At 36.5% G+C, this 17,596-nt stretch carries 20 protein-coding genes and 1 pseudogene; 18 read left to right on the forward strand and 3 right to left on the reverse strand.

The features are described 5' to 3' along the window. Nucleotides 1-18: 18 nt before the first annotated feature. Nucleotides 19-1,134: a hypothetical protein gene (locus SB689_RS21130; RefSeq protein WP_410694066.1), complete on the reverse strand. Its 1,116-nt coding sequence runs from the start codon at nt 1,132-1,134 to the stop codon at nt 19-21. Nucleotides 1,135-1,573: 439 nt separating this feature from the next. On the opposite strand from SB689_RS21130, the gene SB689_RS21135 reads away from it, so the two are divergent. The 17 genes and pseudogenes from SB689_RS21135 to SB689_RS21215 all read left to right on the forward strand — a co-directional run bounded on the left by SB689_RS21135 (nt 1,574) and on the right by SB689_RS21215 (nt 14,575). Next, nucleotides 1,574-1,816: a DUF6624 domain-containing protein gene (locus SB689_RS21135; protein ID WP_410694067.1), complete on the forward strand. Its 243-nt coding sequence runs from the start codon at nt 1,574-1,576 to the stop codon at nt 1,814-1,816. Between the two features lie 423 nt (nt 1,817-2,239). Then, nucleotides 2,240-2,718 (forward strand): annotated as a pseudogene (locus tag SB689_RS21140) (IS982 family transposase); the annotation flags it as partial. Nucleotides 2,719-2,875: 157 nt separating this feature from the next. Then, a complete protein-coding gene (locus tag SB689_RS21145; RefSeq protein ID WP_410694068.1) occupies nt 2,876-3,496 on the forward strand; it encodes a DUF4142 domain-containing protein in 621 nt (206 codons plus the stop codon). Between the two features lie 277 nt (nt 3,497-3,773). After that, complete coding sequence (locus SB689_RS21150) at nt 3,774-4,940, forward strand: zinc-dependent alcohol dehydrogenase (RefSeq protein ID WP_410694069.1); 1,167 nt, start codon at nt 3,774-3,776, stop codon at nt 4,938-4,940. Between the two features lie 64 nt (nt 4,941-5,004). Beyond that, entirely contained in the window at nt 5,005-5,505 is a 501-nt protein-coding gene (locus tag SB689_RS21155) for a CinA family protein (protein WP_410694070.1), read from the forward strand. A 5-nt stretch (nt 5,506-5,510) separates the two neighbouring features. Further along, complete coding sequence (locus SB689_RS21160; protein WP_410694071.1) at nt 5,511-6,311, forward strand: SDR family NAD(P)-dependent oxidoreductase; 801 nt, start codon at nt 5,511-5,513, stop codon at nt 6,309-6,311. A gap of 3 nt (nt 6,312-6,314) precedes the next feature. Next, nucleotides 6,315-7,067 (forward strand): SDR family oxidoreductase, encoded by a 753-nt coding sequence (locus SB689_RS21165; RefSeq protein WP_410694072.1) that lies wholly within the window; start codon nt 6,315-6,317, stop codon nt 7,065-7,067. Between the two features lie 9 nt (nt 7,068-7,076). Beyond that, nucleotides 7,077-8,549: an alpha-amylase gene (locus tag SB689_RS21170; protein ID WP_410694073.1), complete on the forward strand. Its 1,473-nt coding sequence runs from the start codon at nt 7,077-7,079 to the stop codon at nt 8,547-8,549. A 70-nt stretch (nt 8,550-8,619) separates the two neighbouring features. Continuing rightward, a complete protein-coding gene (locus SB689_RS21175) occupies nt 8,620-9,273 on the forward strand; it encodes a DUF6766 family protein (RefSeq protein WP_410694074.1) in 654 nt (217 codons plus the stop codon). 29 nt (nt 9,274-9,302) lie between these two features. Then, a complete protein-coding gene (locus SB689_RS21180) occupies nt 9,303-9,917 on the forward strand; it encodes a hypothetical protein (protein WP_410694075.1) in 615 nt (204 codons plus the stop codon). Nucleotides 9,918-10,170: 253 nt separating this feature from the next. After that, entirely contained in the window at nt 10,171-10,398 is a 228-nt protein-coding gene (locus SB689_RS21185) for a hypothetical protein (RefSeq protein WP_410694076.1), read from the forward strand. Between the two features lie 200 nt (nt 10,399-10,598). Then, on the forward strand, nt 10,599-11,411 hold the full coding sequence (locus SB689_RS21190) for a stress-induced protein (protein ID WP_410694077.1): 813 nt from the start codon (nt 10,599-10,601) through the stop codon (nt 11,409-11,411). 73 nt (nt 11,412-11,484) lie between these two features. Further along, nucleotides 11,485-12,075: a ferritin-like domain-containing protein gene (locus SB689_RS21195; protein ID WP_410694078.1), complete on the forward strand. Its 591-nt coding sequence runs from the start codon at nt 11,485-11,487 to the stop codon at nt 12,073-12,075. Between the two features lie 136 nt (nt 12,076-12,211). Then, nucleotides 12,212-12,733 (forward strand): CinA family protein, encoded by a 522-nt coding sequence (locus SB689_RS21200; protein WP_410694079.1) that lies wholly within the window; start codon nt 12,212-12,214, stop codon nt 12,731-12,733. Between the two features lie 105 nt (nt 12,734-12,838). Beyond that, complete coding sequence (locus SB689_RS21205) at nt 12,839-13,156, forward strand: hypothetical protein (RefSeq protein WP_410694080.1); 318 nt, start codon at nt 12,839-12,841, stop codon at nt 13,154-13,156. A gap of 107 nt (nt 13,157-13,263) precedes the next feature. Next, nucleotides 13,264-13,518, forward strand: coding sequence for a GlsB/YeaQ/YmgE family stress response membrane protein (locus SB689_RS21210; protein ID WP_410694081.1), 255 nt, complete (start codon nt 13,264-13,266; stop codon nt 13,516-13,518). Between the two features lie 52 nt (nt 13,519-13,570). Beyond that, a complete protein-coding gene (locus SB689_RS21215; protein ID WP_410694082.1) occupies nt 13,571-14,575 on the forward strand; it encodes an SDR family oxidoreductase in 1,005 nt (334 codons plus the stop codon). An 89-nt stretch (nt 14,576-14,664) separates the two neighbouring features. Here SB689_RS21215 and SB689_RS21220 read toward each other — a convergent pair whose 3' ends face one another. Continuing rightward, nucleotides 14,665-15,264, reverse strand: coding sequence for a Crp/Fnr family transcriptional regulator (locus tag SB689_RS21220; RefSeq protein ID WP_410694083.1), 600 nt, complete (start codon nt 15,262-15,264; stop codon nt 14,665-14,667). Between the two features lie 414 nt (nt 15,265-15,678). On the opposite strand from SB689_RS21220, the gene SB689_RS21225 reads away from it, so the two are divergent. Next, nucleotides 15,679-16,275: a Crp/Fnr family transcriptional regulator gene (locus tag SB689_RS21225; protein WP_410694084.1), complete on the forward strand. Its 597-nt coding sequence runs from the start codon at nt 15,679-15,681 to the stop codon at nt 16,273-16,275. 239 nt (nt 16,276-16,514) lie between these two features. On the opposite strand, the gene SB689_RS21230 is transcribed toward SB689_RS21225, so the two are convergent. Then, on the reverse strand, nt 16,515-17,519 hold the full coding sequence (locus SB689_RS21230) for an NAD-dependent epimerase/dehydratase family protein (protein ID WP_410694085.1): 1,005 nt from the start codon (nt 17,517-17,519) through the stop codon (nt 16,515-16,517). Nucleotides 17,520-17,596 lie beyond the last annotated feature (77 nt).

Here is a 17,596-nt window from a genome sequence, read left to right on the forward strand (position 1 = left end):
GTTCAGAAATATTTTCAATTATTTTACTAGACTGTTAATATAGTTTTCCAAATTTGTATAACCTGTTTGCGTTATTGTTGCTGCATCTGTAGCGTCGTTAGCATTTAGCTTATTTTTAGCTTCCCAGCTATCAGGAATGCCATCCATATCTGTATCTCTAAGCTTTGAGATTATCTGTTTCATTTCCGGTTGTCCGCCGGCATCAGCTTCAGTTTTGAAAATCTGACCTTTCTTACCAAGACTCTTAAAATACCCGATGATGCGGTTATCTACTGCATCCCGTTTTAGAGAAGAACCAGCTTCTGCCATAACTATTTTCAAGGCATCATCCGCGGCATGAATTTTAACACTACTTCTTGACATTGCTGATGGTTCTTTTACCAGCGTAGCTGTTTGTTTGATAAAATCTTCATCAATAACCAATCGGCCGTTTACTTTGCCATCTTTGTTGAGGTCTACATAATTATCTTTGTGATAAACATGATCAGTAGGAGTGAACATGCTTAAGAAATCATTGGTCGAACTTGGCCCGGCAATAAAGTAATTACCAACAAGATCCTGATAATGGTCTGTAGCAGAATGTCCTCCAATGAAAGCGCTTTTGCCCCAGTTGTAGACTACATTATTAAGGTATTCGATTTTTGCTTTCGCTTTGGGGCTACGACTTTGGTTTCCCGTCCATAAACTGTGATGCACGGTCATATCTACAGGATTTTCCAATAAGGCTCCAAAACGCTGAGGATCTATACCTTCACCGATAAGGCAGTATTGGAGGGTAACATTGGTGCTGTTTTTTACATGCAGATTATCCCATCTGCCCCATTCTATAGAAATGTGGTCAAAGATAATATCCTTCAGGTCATCTGCTACTACGGTGCAAGCTCCTTTAGGCATATTAATGCTCCCTCGGAACCTGATAAATCTTATAATGGAATTGCCGCCAAAAGATACGCCATTGCCATAAACAGTGATGCCGGTTCCCGGTGCCGTCTGTCCCGCGATAGTAATTCCGGGAGCAGCAGCAATCTTTTCTTTGATTTTGATCACACCGGAAACATCAAAAACAACAGTTCTGCCAGTCTGGCTCACCGCATCCCTGAATGAACCTACGCCTGTATCGTTAAGATTGGTCACGTGATAAACAGTGCCACCCCGTCCGCCACCCGCAAAACGTCCAAAGCCTTCGGCTCCGGGAAAGGCCAGTTGCTGTGAGTAAGTTAGTCCACAAAATGAACTTACTAAAAGTAAGGATAAATATAGTTTTCGATACATAATATAATCTGATTACTAATTGATTTCTAGCTAAATTAGTATGAATGCCTTAATAGAGTGTCCTGCACCTTCGGCTTCTAAAAAATCCTTGCGAAAATATCTTGTAAGCTGATTCGTATAAGCATGTAAACAGTCTTAATCTTTTCAGACAGAAATTACTTAATAGATTCAAGGCGGTCAAAAAAAATAGTAAGCACTTAAGAATCAAATCATCAAAATAAATTTTATATTAGTAACATAAATAGCTTTACGAAAGTTATGTAAATCAGATTGAGGTAATGCAAGTCCAAGTTCTTTAGCTTTGTTAATTGACAGAATAGAAATTCGAGAAGGTAAAAAACAAATATATGGAAGTCAAATAGGAACCAATCCAAATAACAAAACTCAATATGTTTTACCTTTAATTGATCCTGACAATGTAGATAAAAGAAGAACAAAAGTTGGCTTAGGTTCAATCTCTGACTATGTTAAAAATTGGAATTTAATTTGGGACGTTGAAAAATATAAAAGTGAATTACCCGAATTAGAAAAATTAAATAAATAGAAAAAACGTTGTTAGCAGCAGTTTGCAAAAATGGTAGGTTAGGGTTAATTTAAAAAAGTTGAATTTGACGGGAAAAGTTTTCAAACACCTAAAATGAATATTGTTGCTTGGTGTATTTATCAGTATAACAGTGAATTAGGAAATAAAAAAAACCGACATCGAAGAGTGAAATCTTCAAATGTCGGTCTTGTGACCTCGACAGGACTCTATTCAAACCATTTATTAACAGATATAGATAATATTTTGAAGGTCTTAAATGACATTTAATTTATAATTATGCATGCAGATTAATCAAAAAAACATCTATTATATTTTAATTTTATTTTGAATAAAACAGTTACACGACTAATTTTGTAAAAGTATATTAGAAAATGAACAAAAAAGTAAATTGAAAAATATACTATATTTTATCTCAACAGAAGATATTGTGCTTCTCAAAAAATGCATTTTTACGGTTACAAACTCCATGCAGTTTGCTCTGTGAGCGGTATTTTTCAAAGCATAGACTTAAGCCCTGCTTCAATTCATGACATTCATTACTTAAAAGATATCAGGGAACAATTATCTGATTGTACGTTACTTGGAGATAAGGGATATTTATCTTCGGAAATTCAAATTGACTTGTTCAACTATGCTCACATAGAATTACAAACTCTCTAAGAGAATTAATCAAAAAAATTACAAACCTCAATTTTATTTATTCAAAAAACAACGAGAGAGGATTGAAACATTATTCTCCCGGCTTTGTGATCAATTTATGATCAGACGTAATTACGCAAAGACTTTTGAGGGATTCAAAAACTAGATTATTAACTAAAATAACTGCTGTAACCGTTGTACAATTTATCAACAAAGTGTATTTCAACCGAAATATCAAGAAATTAAAAGCTAGTATTATTTAAATGCACAATGGTAAAAGTAGGTAAATACAATAGTTTTTGCAACTTTTGCCTTAATATTTTATATATATTACTTAAAATTGGCAAAATAATTGTTAACACATTTTGCAGAGTAATTAAATATTATTCAATTTTATAAACCAAATCAAATTTTATTATTATGAAAAATTCAATTCTAACATTGTTGGCATTGGCTGCAATGGTGGCCTGCAACAAAAAAGAAAACACGTCAACCGCTGATTCCACAGCAGACAGTACCACAATGAATGCTCCGGCAGATTCCCCACTAACACTCAATGATTCTGCTACTGTGTCAGGTACAAATACAGGATCTACAGCTACTGCGCTCAACGATCAGGATAAGAAGTTTGCCGACGCTGCTGCAAGAGGCGGAATGATGGAAGTGATGATGGGCGATCTCGCTGCAAAAACTTCTACCAATGCTTCTGTAAAAGCTTTAGGCGAAATGATGTCCAGAGATCACGGAAAAGCTAATGAAGAACTCAAAAAGTGGGCTTCAGCATCGGGCTATACTTTACCGACAAGCCTGAATACTGAGCAACAGAAGAAGCACGACGAGCTGAAAACCAAGAAAGGAACAGAATTCGACAAAATGTACACCGACCTTATGGTCAGCGATCACAAAAAAGACATTGCAGACTTTAAAAAAGAAGCTTCTGACGGTTCTGAAACTTCACTGAAAGGTTTTGCAAGCAAAACTCTTCCTACTTTGGAACATCATCTGATGGAATCAGAGAAGGCTAAGGCTGAAGTAAAATAGTCGAAAATCAACCCAATATCATAAGTTATTTCTGAAGAGGATTAAATCTTTAAAAGGTTGATTTTTCCAAAGAAATAACTTTTTTCTTTTATAAAAATCATCACAGAATTTAAAAAATAGCTTATTCTGAGATGTATTAGATATTAAGTTTTTGGAGGCTTATGATCCAAATCATTTTATTTATCTGAATAAAAAACTATTTTCGAATTAATCATCTGAGTAAGTAATTCTCATAGCATGATACACCACAAAACACCAAATTTTAAAATATAATATTATGAAAGCAGCAGTTTTTCATTCGCCGGGTAAAATTACTTGCGATATTGTCGATGACCCTAAAATTCAGGATGAAAATGATATCATCCTTCGTGTAACTTCAACAGCAATTTGTGGCAGCGATCTGCACATGTATTCAGGAGGAATTCCTCAGCCAAGACCGATGGTCATGGGACATGAATTCATGGGGATAGTCGAGGAAGTCGGAAAAAATATTAAACATTTAGCCGTAGGTGACCGTGTTGTGGTTCCGTTTCCTATCGCTTGTGGAGGGTGCTATTTTTGTCAGCACGATCTTCCGGGCGGATGTGAGAATTCCAATCCTGAAAATTACGGACCTGAAGGAGGTATAGCTACCGAAAAAGGAGGCGGAATGTTTGGTTACACCGATCTTTATGGTGGATACAATGGCGGGCAGGCTCAATATGTGAGAGTTCCATATGCCAATTTCGGTCCTCGAAAAGTTCTTGATTCATTATCCGATGAGCAGGTTTTATTCCTTACCGATATTTTCCCTACAGGATACACCGGCGTGATGTGGGCTGATCTTAAAGGTGGCGAAACGGTTGCTATTTTCGGGGCAGGACCCGTAGGTTCAATGGCTGCTAAAAGTGCTATTCTTCACAATGCAAAAAAAGTAATTGTCATCGATACGCTCCAGTATAGATTAGATCAAATCAAAAACCTGACAGGTTGCGAAACTATCCTTTGGGAAGATTCCAAACAAACCGTTGAACAAATCAGAAGCATGACAAACGGTAGAGGTGCAGACTTGTGTATTGATGCAGTAGGCTTTGAACCGGATAGGAATCTTGTTGATAAAGCTAAAGCTCTGGTTAATTTTGAAAAAGGTTCTATTAAAGTCCTGGAGGCCTGTATGAGCGGAGTAAGACGTGGCGGATTTGTTTCTATATTAGTCGTCTACCCAATGAATTATGACAATTTCAGAGTAGGGCAGCTGTTTGATAAAGGAATTACTTTAAAAGCAGGCCAATCTCCGGTTCATGCCATCATTGATAAATTAATGAAATATGTAGAAAGCGGACAGGTAAAATTGGATGACATCATTACCCACAGACTTTCTCTTGATGATGTAGCAAAAGGATATGAACTTTTTGACAAAAAAGAAGACGGCTGTGTGAAAGTTGTTCTTGATCCCTGGAAGTAAAATATATTGCCTCGGATGTTATTTAAAGGCAGTTGATCTTCAATTCTAACACAAATTTACTATTATGGAATTTCAACATTCTTTGCTGGATGATATCAGCAGATCGTTAAAGAGTACCCATGAAACAGTTTCTGTAGCCGAAAGCGTTACGTCGGGTTATTTACAGTTTTCATTTTCACAAATGAAGGATGCTTCAGAATTTTTTAAAGGCGGTATTACTGCGTATACACTCGAAGAAAAAGTAAATCTACTGAACGTCAATAAAGAAGAAGCAGAAAAGTGTGATTGTGTTTCTCAGGAGATTGCTGAGAAAATGGCATTGCAGGTAACAAAATCATTTAACACCGATTGGGGAATTGCAATTACAGGTTACGCAACACCTGTACCAGAATCTGAGTTTAAAATTTTCGCTTATTTCTCATTTGTGTATAAGAATGAAGTAATACTTTCAAAAAAACTAGAGCTGCATCATAAAACTGAAGCTCTAGCAGCTCAGGTATATTATACAGAATTTATTCTGGGATGTTTTAAAGGTGAACTCAATCAACTATTAATCTTAAAATAAACCACATGAAAACTAAAAATCAATACGCCCTAATTACAGGTGCTACAAGCGGAATAGGATATGAGCTGGCAAAATTATTTGCTCAAAACGGATATCATCTGATCATCGTTGCTAGAAACAGTGTGGAGCTATCGAATAAGGCCAAAGAATTCGAACAATATGGAGTTAAAGTAATCTCTATGGCTAAAGACCTGTTTAAAACTGAAGAAGTGTATGCTCTATATTCAGAATTGATGTTAAATGGAATCAGTCCGGAGATATTAGTCAATGATGCAGGTCAGGGAGTGTATGGCAAATTTCAGTATACAGACATTAATCGCGAGGTCGATATAGTAAATCTCAACATCAATTCAGTAATTATTTTAACTAAACTTTTTCTGAAAGACCGTCTGGGAAAAGGTTCTGGTAAAATTCTGAATCTGGCGTCTATTGCAAGTAAGGCTCCCGGACCTTGGCATTCTGTTTATCATGGCACAAAAGCGTTTATTTTATCATGGTCTGAAGCAATTCGTGAAGAACTGAAAGATACAGGTATTACGGTTACTGCTCTTCTTCCGGGGCCTACCAATACAGATTTTTTCAACAAAGCTGATATGAATCAAAGTAAAATTCTGGAAGATAAAGATAATCTTGCAACTGCTGAAGAGGTAGCACAAGATGGTTATCAGGCCTTAATGAATGGTGAGGATAAAATTATTTCAGGTTTAAAAAATAAATTGACCGTAGCCATGTCAAATCTTGCCAGCGACAGTATGGCGGCACACCGCATGGGAGAAATGCAAAAACCTGTTGATCAAAAAAAGTAGAATATGGAAAGTTTGCAATTAAAAAATAAGTCGGTTCTTATCACTGGCGCAGACAGTGGAATCGGAAAAGCAGTTGCCTTACTTTTTGCTAAAGAAGGTGCCCATATTTCTTTCGTTCATTACAAAGATTATAAAGATGCTGAAAAGACTGAGGAGGAGATTCAGGAATTAGGAGTACGTGCAATATCATTTGGTGGCGATCTCAATGATAATGAATTTTGCAAAGAAGTCGTATCAAAAACGGTTTCAGAATTTGGCGGAATCGATATTTTGATCAATAATGCAGGAACTCAGATTCCGTGCGACAACATTGCAGAGATAAAGGAAGAAGATGTAAGAAAAACATTCAATTCCAATATCATCGGAATGATTTTACTCACCAAAGCAGTATTTCCACATTTAAAACAAGGAAGTACTGTTATCAATACAACATCGGCTGTTGCGTATCAGGGTCACGAGGAATTAGTTGACTATTCAGCAACAAAAGGGGCGATCGTTTCCTTCACCCGTTCTCTTGCTTTACAGTCTAAACCCAAAGGTATTCGTATCAACGCAGTGGCACCAGGCCCGGTGGCCACACCGCTTACCGAAAAAACTTTTGAAGAAGAAGAAGATGACGAAAATATGCCACCTCTGGAACGGAATGCTTCTACCGAAGAAATTGCCACAAGCTATTTGTTTTTGGCTACAGATTCATCTGCACAATTCACGGGGCAGGTTTTGCACCCGAACGGAGGTTTAATTGTTAATGGATAAAATATCAATATGAATGGCGTCATTATTCAGTTTTTTCATTGGTATCATGAAGGAAATCTGTGGAATGAATTTGTAGAAAAGGCAGATTACCTGAAAGAATTAGGTTTTACTGCAGTCTGGTTTCCACCGGCAACAAAATCCAGTGACAAGATCGAAGGGAGAGGATATGATATCTATGATCCCTATGATTTAGGAGAATTTGACCAGAAAGATGGAATTCCCACCAGATATGGTACTAAGGAGGAATATTTGCAGGCGATAGAAAAAGCCCATGAAAAGGGACTTTATGTCTATGCAGACATTGTACTCAACCACAGGATAGGTGGTGATGAAGAAGAAAAAATTACTGTACATGAAGTCGATGGAGAAAACCGAAACGAAGTGATAAGTGAAGCTTTCGAAGCGACGGCAAAAACAAAGTTTATATTTCCCGGCAGAAAAGGAAAATATTCTGATTTTATTTGGGATCACCGATGCTTCAGCGGAATCGATACCATTACAAAAGATCAGGAGGAGATGAAAGGCATTTTTAAAATCCATAATCAGTACGGTACAGATTGGAATGATGCAGCAAGTCATCAATTTGGAAATTATGATTACCTGATGGGTGCAGACATAGAATATCGAAATCCTTATGTGGTTCAGGAAATGAAAAACTGGATCAGATGGTATTTCGAAACCACTAAGGTCGATGGAATAAGATTAGACGCTTTAAAACATATTTCTTCCGATTTTTTAAAAGGCTGGATTACTTATATTAAAACAGAAGTTAAACAGGATTGCTACATTCTAGGTGAATACTGGAAGGATAAAATAGAGAAAATCACAGAATTTTCTGAAGAGATGGATCATCAATTATCTTTATTTGATGTTCCCCTGCATTATCAGTTTTTTACAGCTTCACAAAAAGGTGCTGATTACGATTTGAGTTCGATCTTGAATGATACAATCCTTAAAAATAATCCCGCACTTTCCGTGTCTTTTGTAGGAAATCATGATACCCAAAAGATGCAGGCTTTAGAATCAGCTGTTCAAAATTGGTTTCGTCCTATAGCTTACGCAATTATTTTGCTTTCTGAAAATGGATATCCATGTGTTTTTTACCCTGACCTCTTTGGTGCTGAATATACAGATGTGAAGGATAGAGTGAAAAAACACATTGTAATGCCCAAAGTTGAAATTTTACCGAAACTACTGGAAGCAAGAAAGCGGTTTGCATACGGCACGCAAGTGAATTATTTTGATCATCCGAATTGCATTGCGCTTGTAAGAACAGGAGATGAAAATCATTCAGCTTGTGCGATTGTGATCTCAAACAATGGAGAAGGTTATAAAGAAATTAATTTGGGGAAAGAATATGCAGAAGCTGTCTTTTATGATTTTTTAAAACAAAGAATAGATACTGTTGTTTTAGATCAAAATGGGAAAGGCACTTTTAAAGTCAATGCAAATTCTGTAAGCGTTTGGGTGAAAGGTCAATAAGAAAGAAAATTGATTATTTCATTACAGTGATGGACAAATCTTCATATTTAATAATTTAAAAATTGAAAGAATGAAAAAACAAAGTTTTTTTTACCGCAACAGTTTGAGTATCGTTTTGATCGCAATGATGCTGATATGTCTGTATGGTCAGTTCGTAACAGGGTGGAGAACAGAAAATAAAGAGCTTGCAGAAGAAGGCCAACATCTTTTGAGTGTAGGAGAATATATACGCAGCGGTCATTTTATTCAAGCTACTTTTGAGAACTGGGAAAGTGAGTTTTTACAGATGATGCTGTATATTGTACTGACTGTTTCATTACGGCAGAAAGGTTCCAGCGAATCAAAATCACTGGACGAAAAAGAAGATGTTGATGCCGAACCGAAACCTCATGCAAACGCGCCTTGGCCAGTAAAAAAGGGTGGAATATGGCTCAAATTGTATAAGCACTCTCTATCGATTGCCTTTGCATTATTATTTCTGATAAGTTTTGCTTTGCATTTTTACGGAAGCTATAAAGATTATGTTTTTGAGCAGGCTGCAAAAAAAATGACTGCAATGTCTGCACAGAATTATTTTTTTGACTCCCGTTTTTGGTTTGAATCATTCCAAAACTGGCAGAGCGAATTTTTAGCGGTTGCATCCATTGTGATCTTATCGATTTGGCTGAGAGAAAAAGGCTCTCCTGAATCTAAGCCTGTCGATATGCCTCATCATGAAAATTAAATAAACATTAATCTGAAAATTTTATTAAAATGAAACCAAAAGTGATCCCAGGCGTTCCTTTACAGGAAAAAGGAAGCTTTCATGACACAGAAAGTGTGAAGTATTTTGAAAATCATGATCTTGCCTACGAAAATTTTCAGATTTTGAAAGACAGATTTCTGTCGATTAACTATTGGTATTACTATTCGAAAGCGGCGGGAGCAGATTTTAAGCTTCATACGAAAGAAGGAATTCTTAAGAAAAGACTGCCTGAAATCGGTGACTTTATACGGATAGATATTCCGGGTCCCGGAAATTTTGAAGCAAGAGGTTACGATTGGGTTGAGATAAAAAATTTATACTCCGAAGAATTCACAAGCGGCAAAACCTTAGAATTTTATTTAATGGAATGCCGGCCTTCCGGAATTCCCGGCAAAGAAGAAAAACATACAGCACATTTTTATACTAATGAAGCCACCTCGACCTTTATCATCTCAAGAGGTGAAGATTTTATAAAATCCGGAGTTTACGGTCGTAACGAATCGCCCAATTTAGATGCGAATATGGCAGATAAGGCCAGAAATTTAGTCATAGCTTTAGGCGGAATGGTAGGTCTTTCGAAAATACAGTGGCAAAGTCTTACGGATGGATTGCTAAATTTTTAAAAATATTTTTATTGACAAATAACAAAAATAATACAGTTCAGTTTTTTTGCAAAATTTTTAAACTCAACTCACATTTTGGCAAAAAATTTGTTCCTTAGAAAAAGTGAAATAATTATCATTTTAGCAGTTTTTTTTAAATTTTAATATATTGTTAATGTGGTAATTAGTAAATAATTTTTCGAGTATGACTATGATCATAGGATGGCTTTAGAGCATTATTTAGCTTTGAAATACCAAATTAAAAATCTATTATATGAAATCAATTATCACTATAGCTCTTATTTTAGGGCTTACTGTTATCAGTTGTAAAAAAGAAGTACAAACAACAACTCCGTCTGATTCAGATACCATTCCTGCAACGGATTCTATGAATACGAATCCTGCACCAATGCCATCAGACACAATGACTACCGTTCAGCCTGCTACAGGAGATACGATGACTCGTCAGAACAGAGATTCTGCAACCACTACACCAAGGTAGTAACCCTTTTATTTTAAAGTTAGTGTAGACCAGAACATATTTAATGTTTTGCTGAGCCCTTATTGACTTTTAATTTCATACCGTTTTTATGGTATGCAGGTATTACAGTGCCTGAAATTTAAAACCAAAACAGCCATAATTCAATACTAGTCACGGATTGTGGTAAATCACTCAATATTAATTTCAAAAAAGTAAATGTTATGAACACTAGAAATTCAAACAACAGAAATTCAGGAAGAAACTCAGGAAGAAATTCATCAAACAATGATCAGTCAAGTCTTGAAGAAGCGTATCAGTTAGGCTATGATCACGGTTACAGTGATGCAAGCGAAGATGAAGATTACGATGATGATTTCTCAGACTATGAAGATGATTTTGAGGATGACGATGATTCATATCAAAACAGCTATGACGACGATTATGATGATGACGATTACGACGACGATGATGACGATGATGATGATGACGACGACAATGATAACCGTGGAAGAAGAAGTTCAGGAAACGGTAATCAGCAGCGTGACAGCCAGGGTAGGTTTACTTCCGGCGGTCGTGGTGGCAGGTCTGGCGGTTCACGTTCGGGATCTCAGTCTCGTGGCGGTTCTTCATCAAGAGGAGGCAGTCGTGGATCATCTTCAGGACAGGGTAGGGGAAGATCATCAGGTGGCGATACTTCACGCAGAGGTTTTGCTTCAATGAGCCAATCTGAGCGTACCAGAATTGCCAGAATGGGTGGTCAGGCTTCTCACGGAGGCGGTAGATCTTCGGGTTCTAACAACAGCAACAGTTCACGTTCAGGAGGAAATAGCAACTCAGGAAATAGAGGTAATTCCAATTCAGGCGGCAATAACAGAGGTGGCTCTTCAGGGGGTGATACTTCAAGAAGAGGTTTTGCTTCAATGAGCCAATCTGAACGTACAAGAATAGCCCGAATGGGCGGTCAGGCCTCTCACGGAGGCGGTAGATCGTCAGGATCTGGCAGATCAGGATTTGGAGGCAGACGTAATTCATAATTCTTTCTTCTTGATTGCCTCTTAGATCCTATTTAAGGGGCAATCTTTCATTAACATTAAAACCAATCACATTATGGCTACAAAAACAACAGAAAATAGTACAACAGCAGCTTCAACCGAAAAAAAAACAGAGGTAGGAAATGCTAAAGTGAACGAAAGCGAAATGAAAAATGCACCCCTTCACAAGTTCTTTGTTGATGCTCTGAAGGATATTTATTATGCCGAGCACAAGCTTGTTGATGCATTACAAAAGATGGGCGATGCCGCAACTACAGAAGAGCTGAAAGATGCTTTTGAAGACCATCAGCTTCAGACCAAGAAACACATCAGCAGATTAGATAAAGTATTTAAATCTATCGATGAAACACCCGAGCAGAAAACCTGTGCAGCAATGGACGGTCTGATCAAAGAAGGTGAAGAAATCATCAAATCAACAGAAGAAGGCTCTATGACAAGAGATGCAGCACTCATTATTGCAGCTCAAAAAGTAGAACATTATGAGATCGCAACTTACGGTGGTCTTGTTCAGTTGGCCATCACAATGGGTCATGATAAAGCAGCTGATCTTTTAGATAAAACATTACAGGAAGAAGAAGATACAGATTACAATCTTACTGAGATTGCTGAGACAAACATCAATTTTGATGCACAGCAGGAAGATTAAGAATAGGTTCATAAAACAAGTCATACAGAATTAAATGTATGGCTTGTTTTAAAAAATGTTCTGATCGTGCATTGTGATATTTCTTAATAAATAATGTAATAAGGACAAAATATATTTAAAAGTAAAAATTAATACCATGGAATTCAATACAACACTTTTAAACGAGATCAATGAAAGTTTCATGACCGGCAATGAGACCATTTGTATTGCTGAAAGTGTAACTTCTGGTCTTTTGCAGCTGGCATTCTCAGAAATGATCAATTCAAAATTATTCTACAAAGGCGGAATTACAGTGCATACTCCAGATAAGATTGTAAAACTTCTGAAGGTAGATATTGCCGAAATTAAAAACTGCAATTGCGTATCAAGTTTTGTTGCAGATACGTTGGGGCGTCACTCATCGAAGATCTTTGAAAGCGAGTGGTGCATTGCCACATCCGGTTACTGTATTCCCGAAAGACATTCGGCTTATGAAATATTTGCCTATTACTCAATTTTATATAAGGGAAATGTGGTTTTCTCGGATAAACTGATGTTGGATAAAAAAGCAGATTCTTTAGAGATCAAATTATATTACACCGAACAGATTCTGCAAAGATTTTTAGGGCATCTCAAACTTCACCAGATTATGAAAGCTGAGGTAGGTATTGATGATTAGTAGTTTGATTATTATTTATAACAATTTTTAAATATGAAATTTTTTGTACTCATTTTTTTGTTTTTTTTAAATCTCAACAAATCCCAGGAGCTCAAAGCATCTCACATGACTGAGATTGCAAAGCATGATTTTACTGAGCTTGATAAAGTGATGATTTCTAAACATGGGTTCAAACGGGTTGAAGATATTGAAGACACTAACCAGAAAGTATATACCAACGATAGTAATGATACTCGCCAATTGGTTGTTGTCACTGTCATTAAAAATGCAGAAAGCTGTTCAAATGTGTTGAGCATTGTCAACGGATCAGCAGCTCATGTTACCAAACTGAAAGAAGAATTGCCTACAGAAGGCTATCAATTATCGGAAAAAAGAAAATGTCTGAAGAGATCCTGGTTTCTCAGTTTAAAAAAGAAAATTTGACGGTTTCAATTACAGATCATGTCACAGGAACAGGAGCGTACCAAATATTATTGACGTGCAGATGATGGCTTAAACTAAATAGATCTGAATCTTTAAATAATTTAAATATGGAAATTTTAGCATGGATTTTTGTCGGAATCATTGTCGGAATTATTGCAAAATTAAGTTCTGAACATTCCGCTGAAGAAGATGATAATTTTACTATACTTTTTGGGATTGTAGGAGCGGTTGTTGCAGGGGTTCTACTAAATATCACCAATATTTATTTTGAAAATCTCTGGAGCTTTCTGACAATCGGGGCACCTATTTCAGGAGCTGTTTTAGTATTACTTCTTTATCGTGGCTTTGACCGACACCGATGAAATTCTCATTTATAATATTAGAATAAAATAATAAACACCAAATTTTTATCGTATGGAAGATCAAATCACAAGACGAAATGCTATAGGAAAAATAGCCGCAACAATTGCTGTAGCTGCAGTTGCTCCGGCAGCTTTGGCACAATCACAAAACAGAAAAACAACAAATACGACATCTCCCGATCTTACTGATCCCAGAAATAAATATCCGAAACCACCTTTTAAAAATCAGTCTCAGCCATTTCCAGGATTGGGAAGTAAAATGTCGCCCGTTCCTGATCATGGAGAGAAAACCTACGTCGGTTCCGGAAGATTAGCAGGAAGAAAAGCACTTATTACAGGTGGAGATTCCGGTATTGGTCGTGCTGCAGCGATTGCTTATGCAAGAGAAGGTGCAGATGTAGCCATCAATTACCTTCCGGCCGAAGAAGAAGATGCCCAACAGGTGATCGAACTCATTAAAAAAGAAGGCCGGAAAGCCATTGCAATTCCTGGTGATATCCGTAGTGAGGCATTTTGTGAAAAACTGGTCGATCAGGCTGTACAGCAACTCGGAGGTTTAGATATACTGGTTAATAATGCAGGTCACCAGAAAAGTGTTGAGTCAATACTTGATATCAGTACAGAAGATTTTGACTGGACGATTAAAACAAATATCTACGCGCCTTTCTGGATTACAAAAGCTGCTTTGCCCCACATGAAACCTGGTTCAAGTATCATTGGTTTGTCATCTGTTCAGGCGTATGATCCGTCGCCGGATCTTTATGATTATGCTCAGACTAAAGCTGCAACAACCAATTATGTAAAATCCCTCGCCAAACAATTGGGACCAAAAGGAATCAGAGTAAACGGTGTTGCACCCGGTCCGGTCTGGACTCCCTTGCAGGTAAGTGGCGGACAAACACAAGAAAATTTAATGAAATTCGGAGGCGATACCCCATTGGGAAGGCCGGGGCAGCCTGCAGAGCTTGCTTCTATTTTTGTACAGCTTGCGGCCAATGACGCCAGTTTTGCAACAGGTCAGATTTATGGTGCCGCCGGAGGAAGCGGACAGCCGTAGTGATTATATTATTTGAGAAGAATCCGTTTCAGTGATGAGGCGGATTTTTTTAATCTAAAAATGAACTCTAAAGCTTTCTGATAGTCATCTTAGTAATAGACTCTGCCTCTGATGATTTTTACAACCTGTTCTTTTTGGAGCTTCTTTAAGATTCTGATAACGGTCTCAATTCTCAAACCTGTTAAAGAAGAAAGTTCTTTTCTGGTGTAAGGAACCCGATAAGAAAAAGGTTCATTGATATCATAGTCGTCTTTAAGATGATCAAGAACTGTAATCAATTGATGTGTTGCGTCTTCTAAAGTAAGGCTGTTTAAAAACACATAACTGTAGTAAGTTCTTTCAGCACAGCTTCGAAGAAATTGTAATTGGATATCAAAATCAGATTCTAATAATTTTAAAAGTTTGTCATGTTCTAATCTCAAGATCGTGCAATCTTCCATTGCAACAGCATTGACAGGGTATCTGTGATGTTTGCAAAATAAGAAAACCTCGCCAACAGATTCACCCTCTTCATGAATACTCTGAATAAATTCACCGTCACCGGGTTTAAGATTTGTGAGTTTGATTTTTCCTCGTTTAATCTGAAAATAGAAAGCAGGTCCTGCCTTTTCTTCAAAAAGAAATTCGGCCGGAGACAAATGGATAATTTCTGCACCGTAAGTAATAAGCAAGTCTTCTCTTATGACCATAATTCTAAATTAAATTACTTTCACAATCAGACTTTTTTGAAGTTGCTGTTATTTCATTGCGAAAAAAATCTATACCAAACACAAATATACAAGGAAAATAATTTACATCTTATGATTTAGATCAGATATCCTTTCATGTAACGATACATAAAGACTATGTTGCCAGCAGCAATTATTTCTATTCAGCATTACTTTATATAGCTTTTATAGATGTCCAAGTACAGGAATCAAAGCGGATAATTTTAAAATATGACCTAGGTCATATTTTGTAGTATCTTCATCTCTCTATATTTGACATGGCTATAAAACAATCGGAATTGTCTAATTTAATCTGTAAACCATTGAATAAGTATTTTCTTGTAGTCGCTGTGTCTTATAAAATTACAATAGTAAACATTATATAAAACTTTCCTTATGGCTATCAAAGAAACATTCTTGCAATCTGTGGAAGCAATAGAAGAGCATTATAATGTCGGTGATTTTATATTTCGCGAAGGTTCAACTCCCCAATTTTACTATCAGATCATGTCTGGAGAAGTTAAGCTGAACAGGTTTGCTGAAGACGGAAAGGAGTTTATACAAAATATTTTTACTGACAAATCATCTATCGGCGAATCTATGCTTATTTTGGGAAAGCCATATCCCATGAATGCGGTGGCCTTAACACCATGTGTTGTCCTTAAATTAGGCCGTAATCAATTCTTTCAATTACTTCAGGAGCATCGTGAGATTTTTACGGATATTTATTCTACCCTTGCCGATCATACTTTTGAAAAGCAGACCCTAATGCGTGTCATAACAAGCGAAAATGCAGAAGACCGTTTAATTGAAATTATGGAACTATTGAAAGAGTCTTCCGACAATAAAGATAAATTTTCTTTAGAAATCCCTCATACCAGACAGCAACTTGCTTCCCTTACTGGCCTTTCTATAGAAACTGCTATTAGGACAATTAAAAAAATGGAAAAAAAGAATATTGTGATGATCAAAGATCGAAAAATATTCTACTAAACTTTTCATTGCCAACTTTTTATATTATTTGTCTAAATCTAACCCCAATTCAATAGATTTTTCAACGACACAAAAAAGCCTCCTCAAAGAGAAGGCTAAAAACACAAATGATGAAAAAAAATTGTTCCGTGTAAACGGATATTCAAAAATATAAAATCAGAATATCTTTTAATATGAGCTAAATCATACATTTAGAGAACTCATCAGGAAAAATACTGATTTCTAATGATTCTCAACATTTACTCAGATTTATCTATCATATAATTTCCATAATAAAACCGGATGGATTCTGCCAAAGAATAAAAACTACAAGGGATTGTGTTTTTAATCTTTTTATTAGAATGATATTGGTGATCGCAAATAAATTCTATATTCTCGTCAGTTAGAAATCTTGCATTACCGTCAACCAGTTTTAAAATCGGTCGAAAATATTGCATAACTTTTAGAATACGCTTTTTAAAAAGTATTGGCTTTTTCAATCCCTCTATATTCCTTATCTGGCAGGCAAGATCTTTATAAGGCACATTCTCTGCAGATAAGCTGAAGCGCTCACCAAAAATATTTTTTTCAAGAAGACTTATGGCTATTTTGGCAACGTCCCGAACATCAATACACGAAGTACCACCAGGGAATGTAATTCTATTAGTCTTAAAAATTTCAAGCAAATGGCTGTCGTTTTTTTTCTGGTTTCCGATACCGATTATCATTGCCGGATTGATGATTACAGCATTCAGTCCCTTTTTATAGGCACTCAAAACCATTTTCTCAGCAATATATTTTGAAATGACATAAGGCGAATACGTTTTTACCGAATGATTGCCATTGATCTGTGATTCCAATCCGTTTTTATTGACACGAAGTGTGGCGGCAGAGCTTACAAACAAAAACTTTTTGACGGGCATATACCTGCAAGCACGCAGGAGATTTCTCGTGCATACAATACCTGTCTCCAAAACCTCATCTTTATCTTGAGGGTCAAAACTGATTTTAGCAGCACAATGATAAACATCGGTGATATCTTTCAATGCTGTGTACAAAGATTGATGCTGATTAAAATCAAGATCAACCCACTCAATGAGATCAAAAAAGTAATCAGCATTGGATGTATAATATTCATATGACTTTTGAACATCAGAAAGATCACTGTCTGGTCTTTTACAAGCTCTTACTTTTTCGCCTCTTTTTACCAGTTCCAGAACTATTACTCTGCCCAGAAGCCCTGTTGCTCCCGTAACTAAAACCATGATGCTTTTTTTAAAAGTTTGGAATTACCCTTAGCTAGCAATTGAAAAAGAAGGGTAATGCTAAAGAAATAATAATC

It is taken from the genome of Chryseobacterium sp. SIMBA_038 (assembly GCF_046535115.1).
Lineage (GTDB): Bacteria > Bacteroidota > Bacteroidia > Flavobacteriales > Weeksellaceae > Chryseobacterium.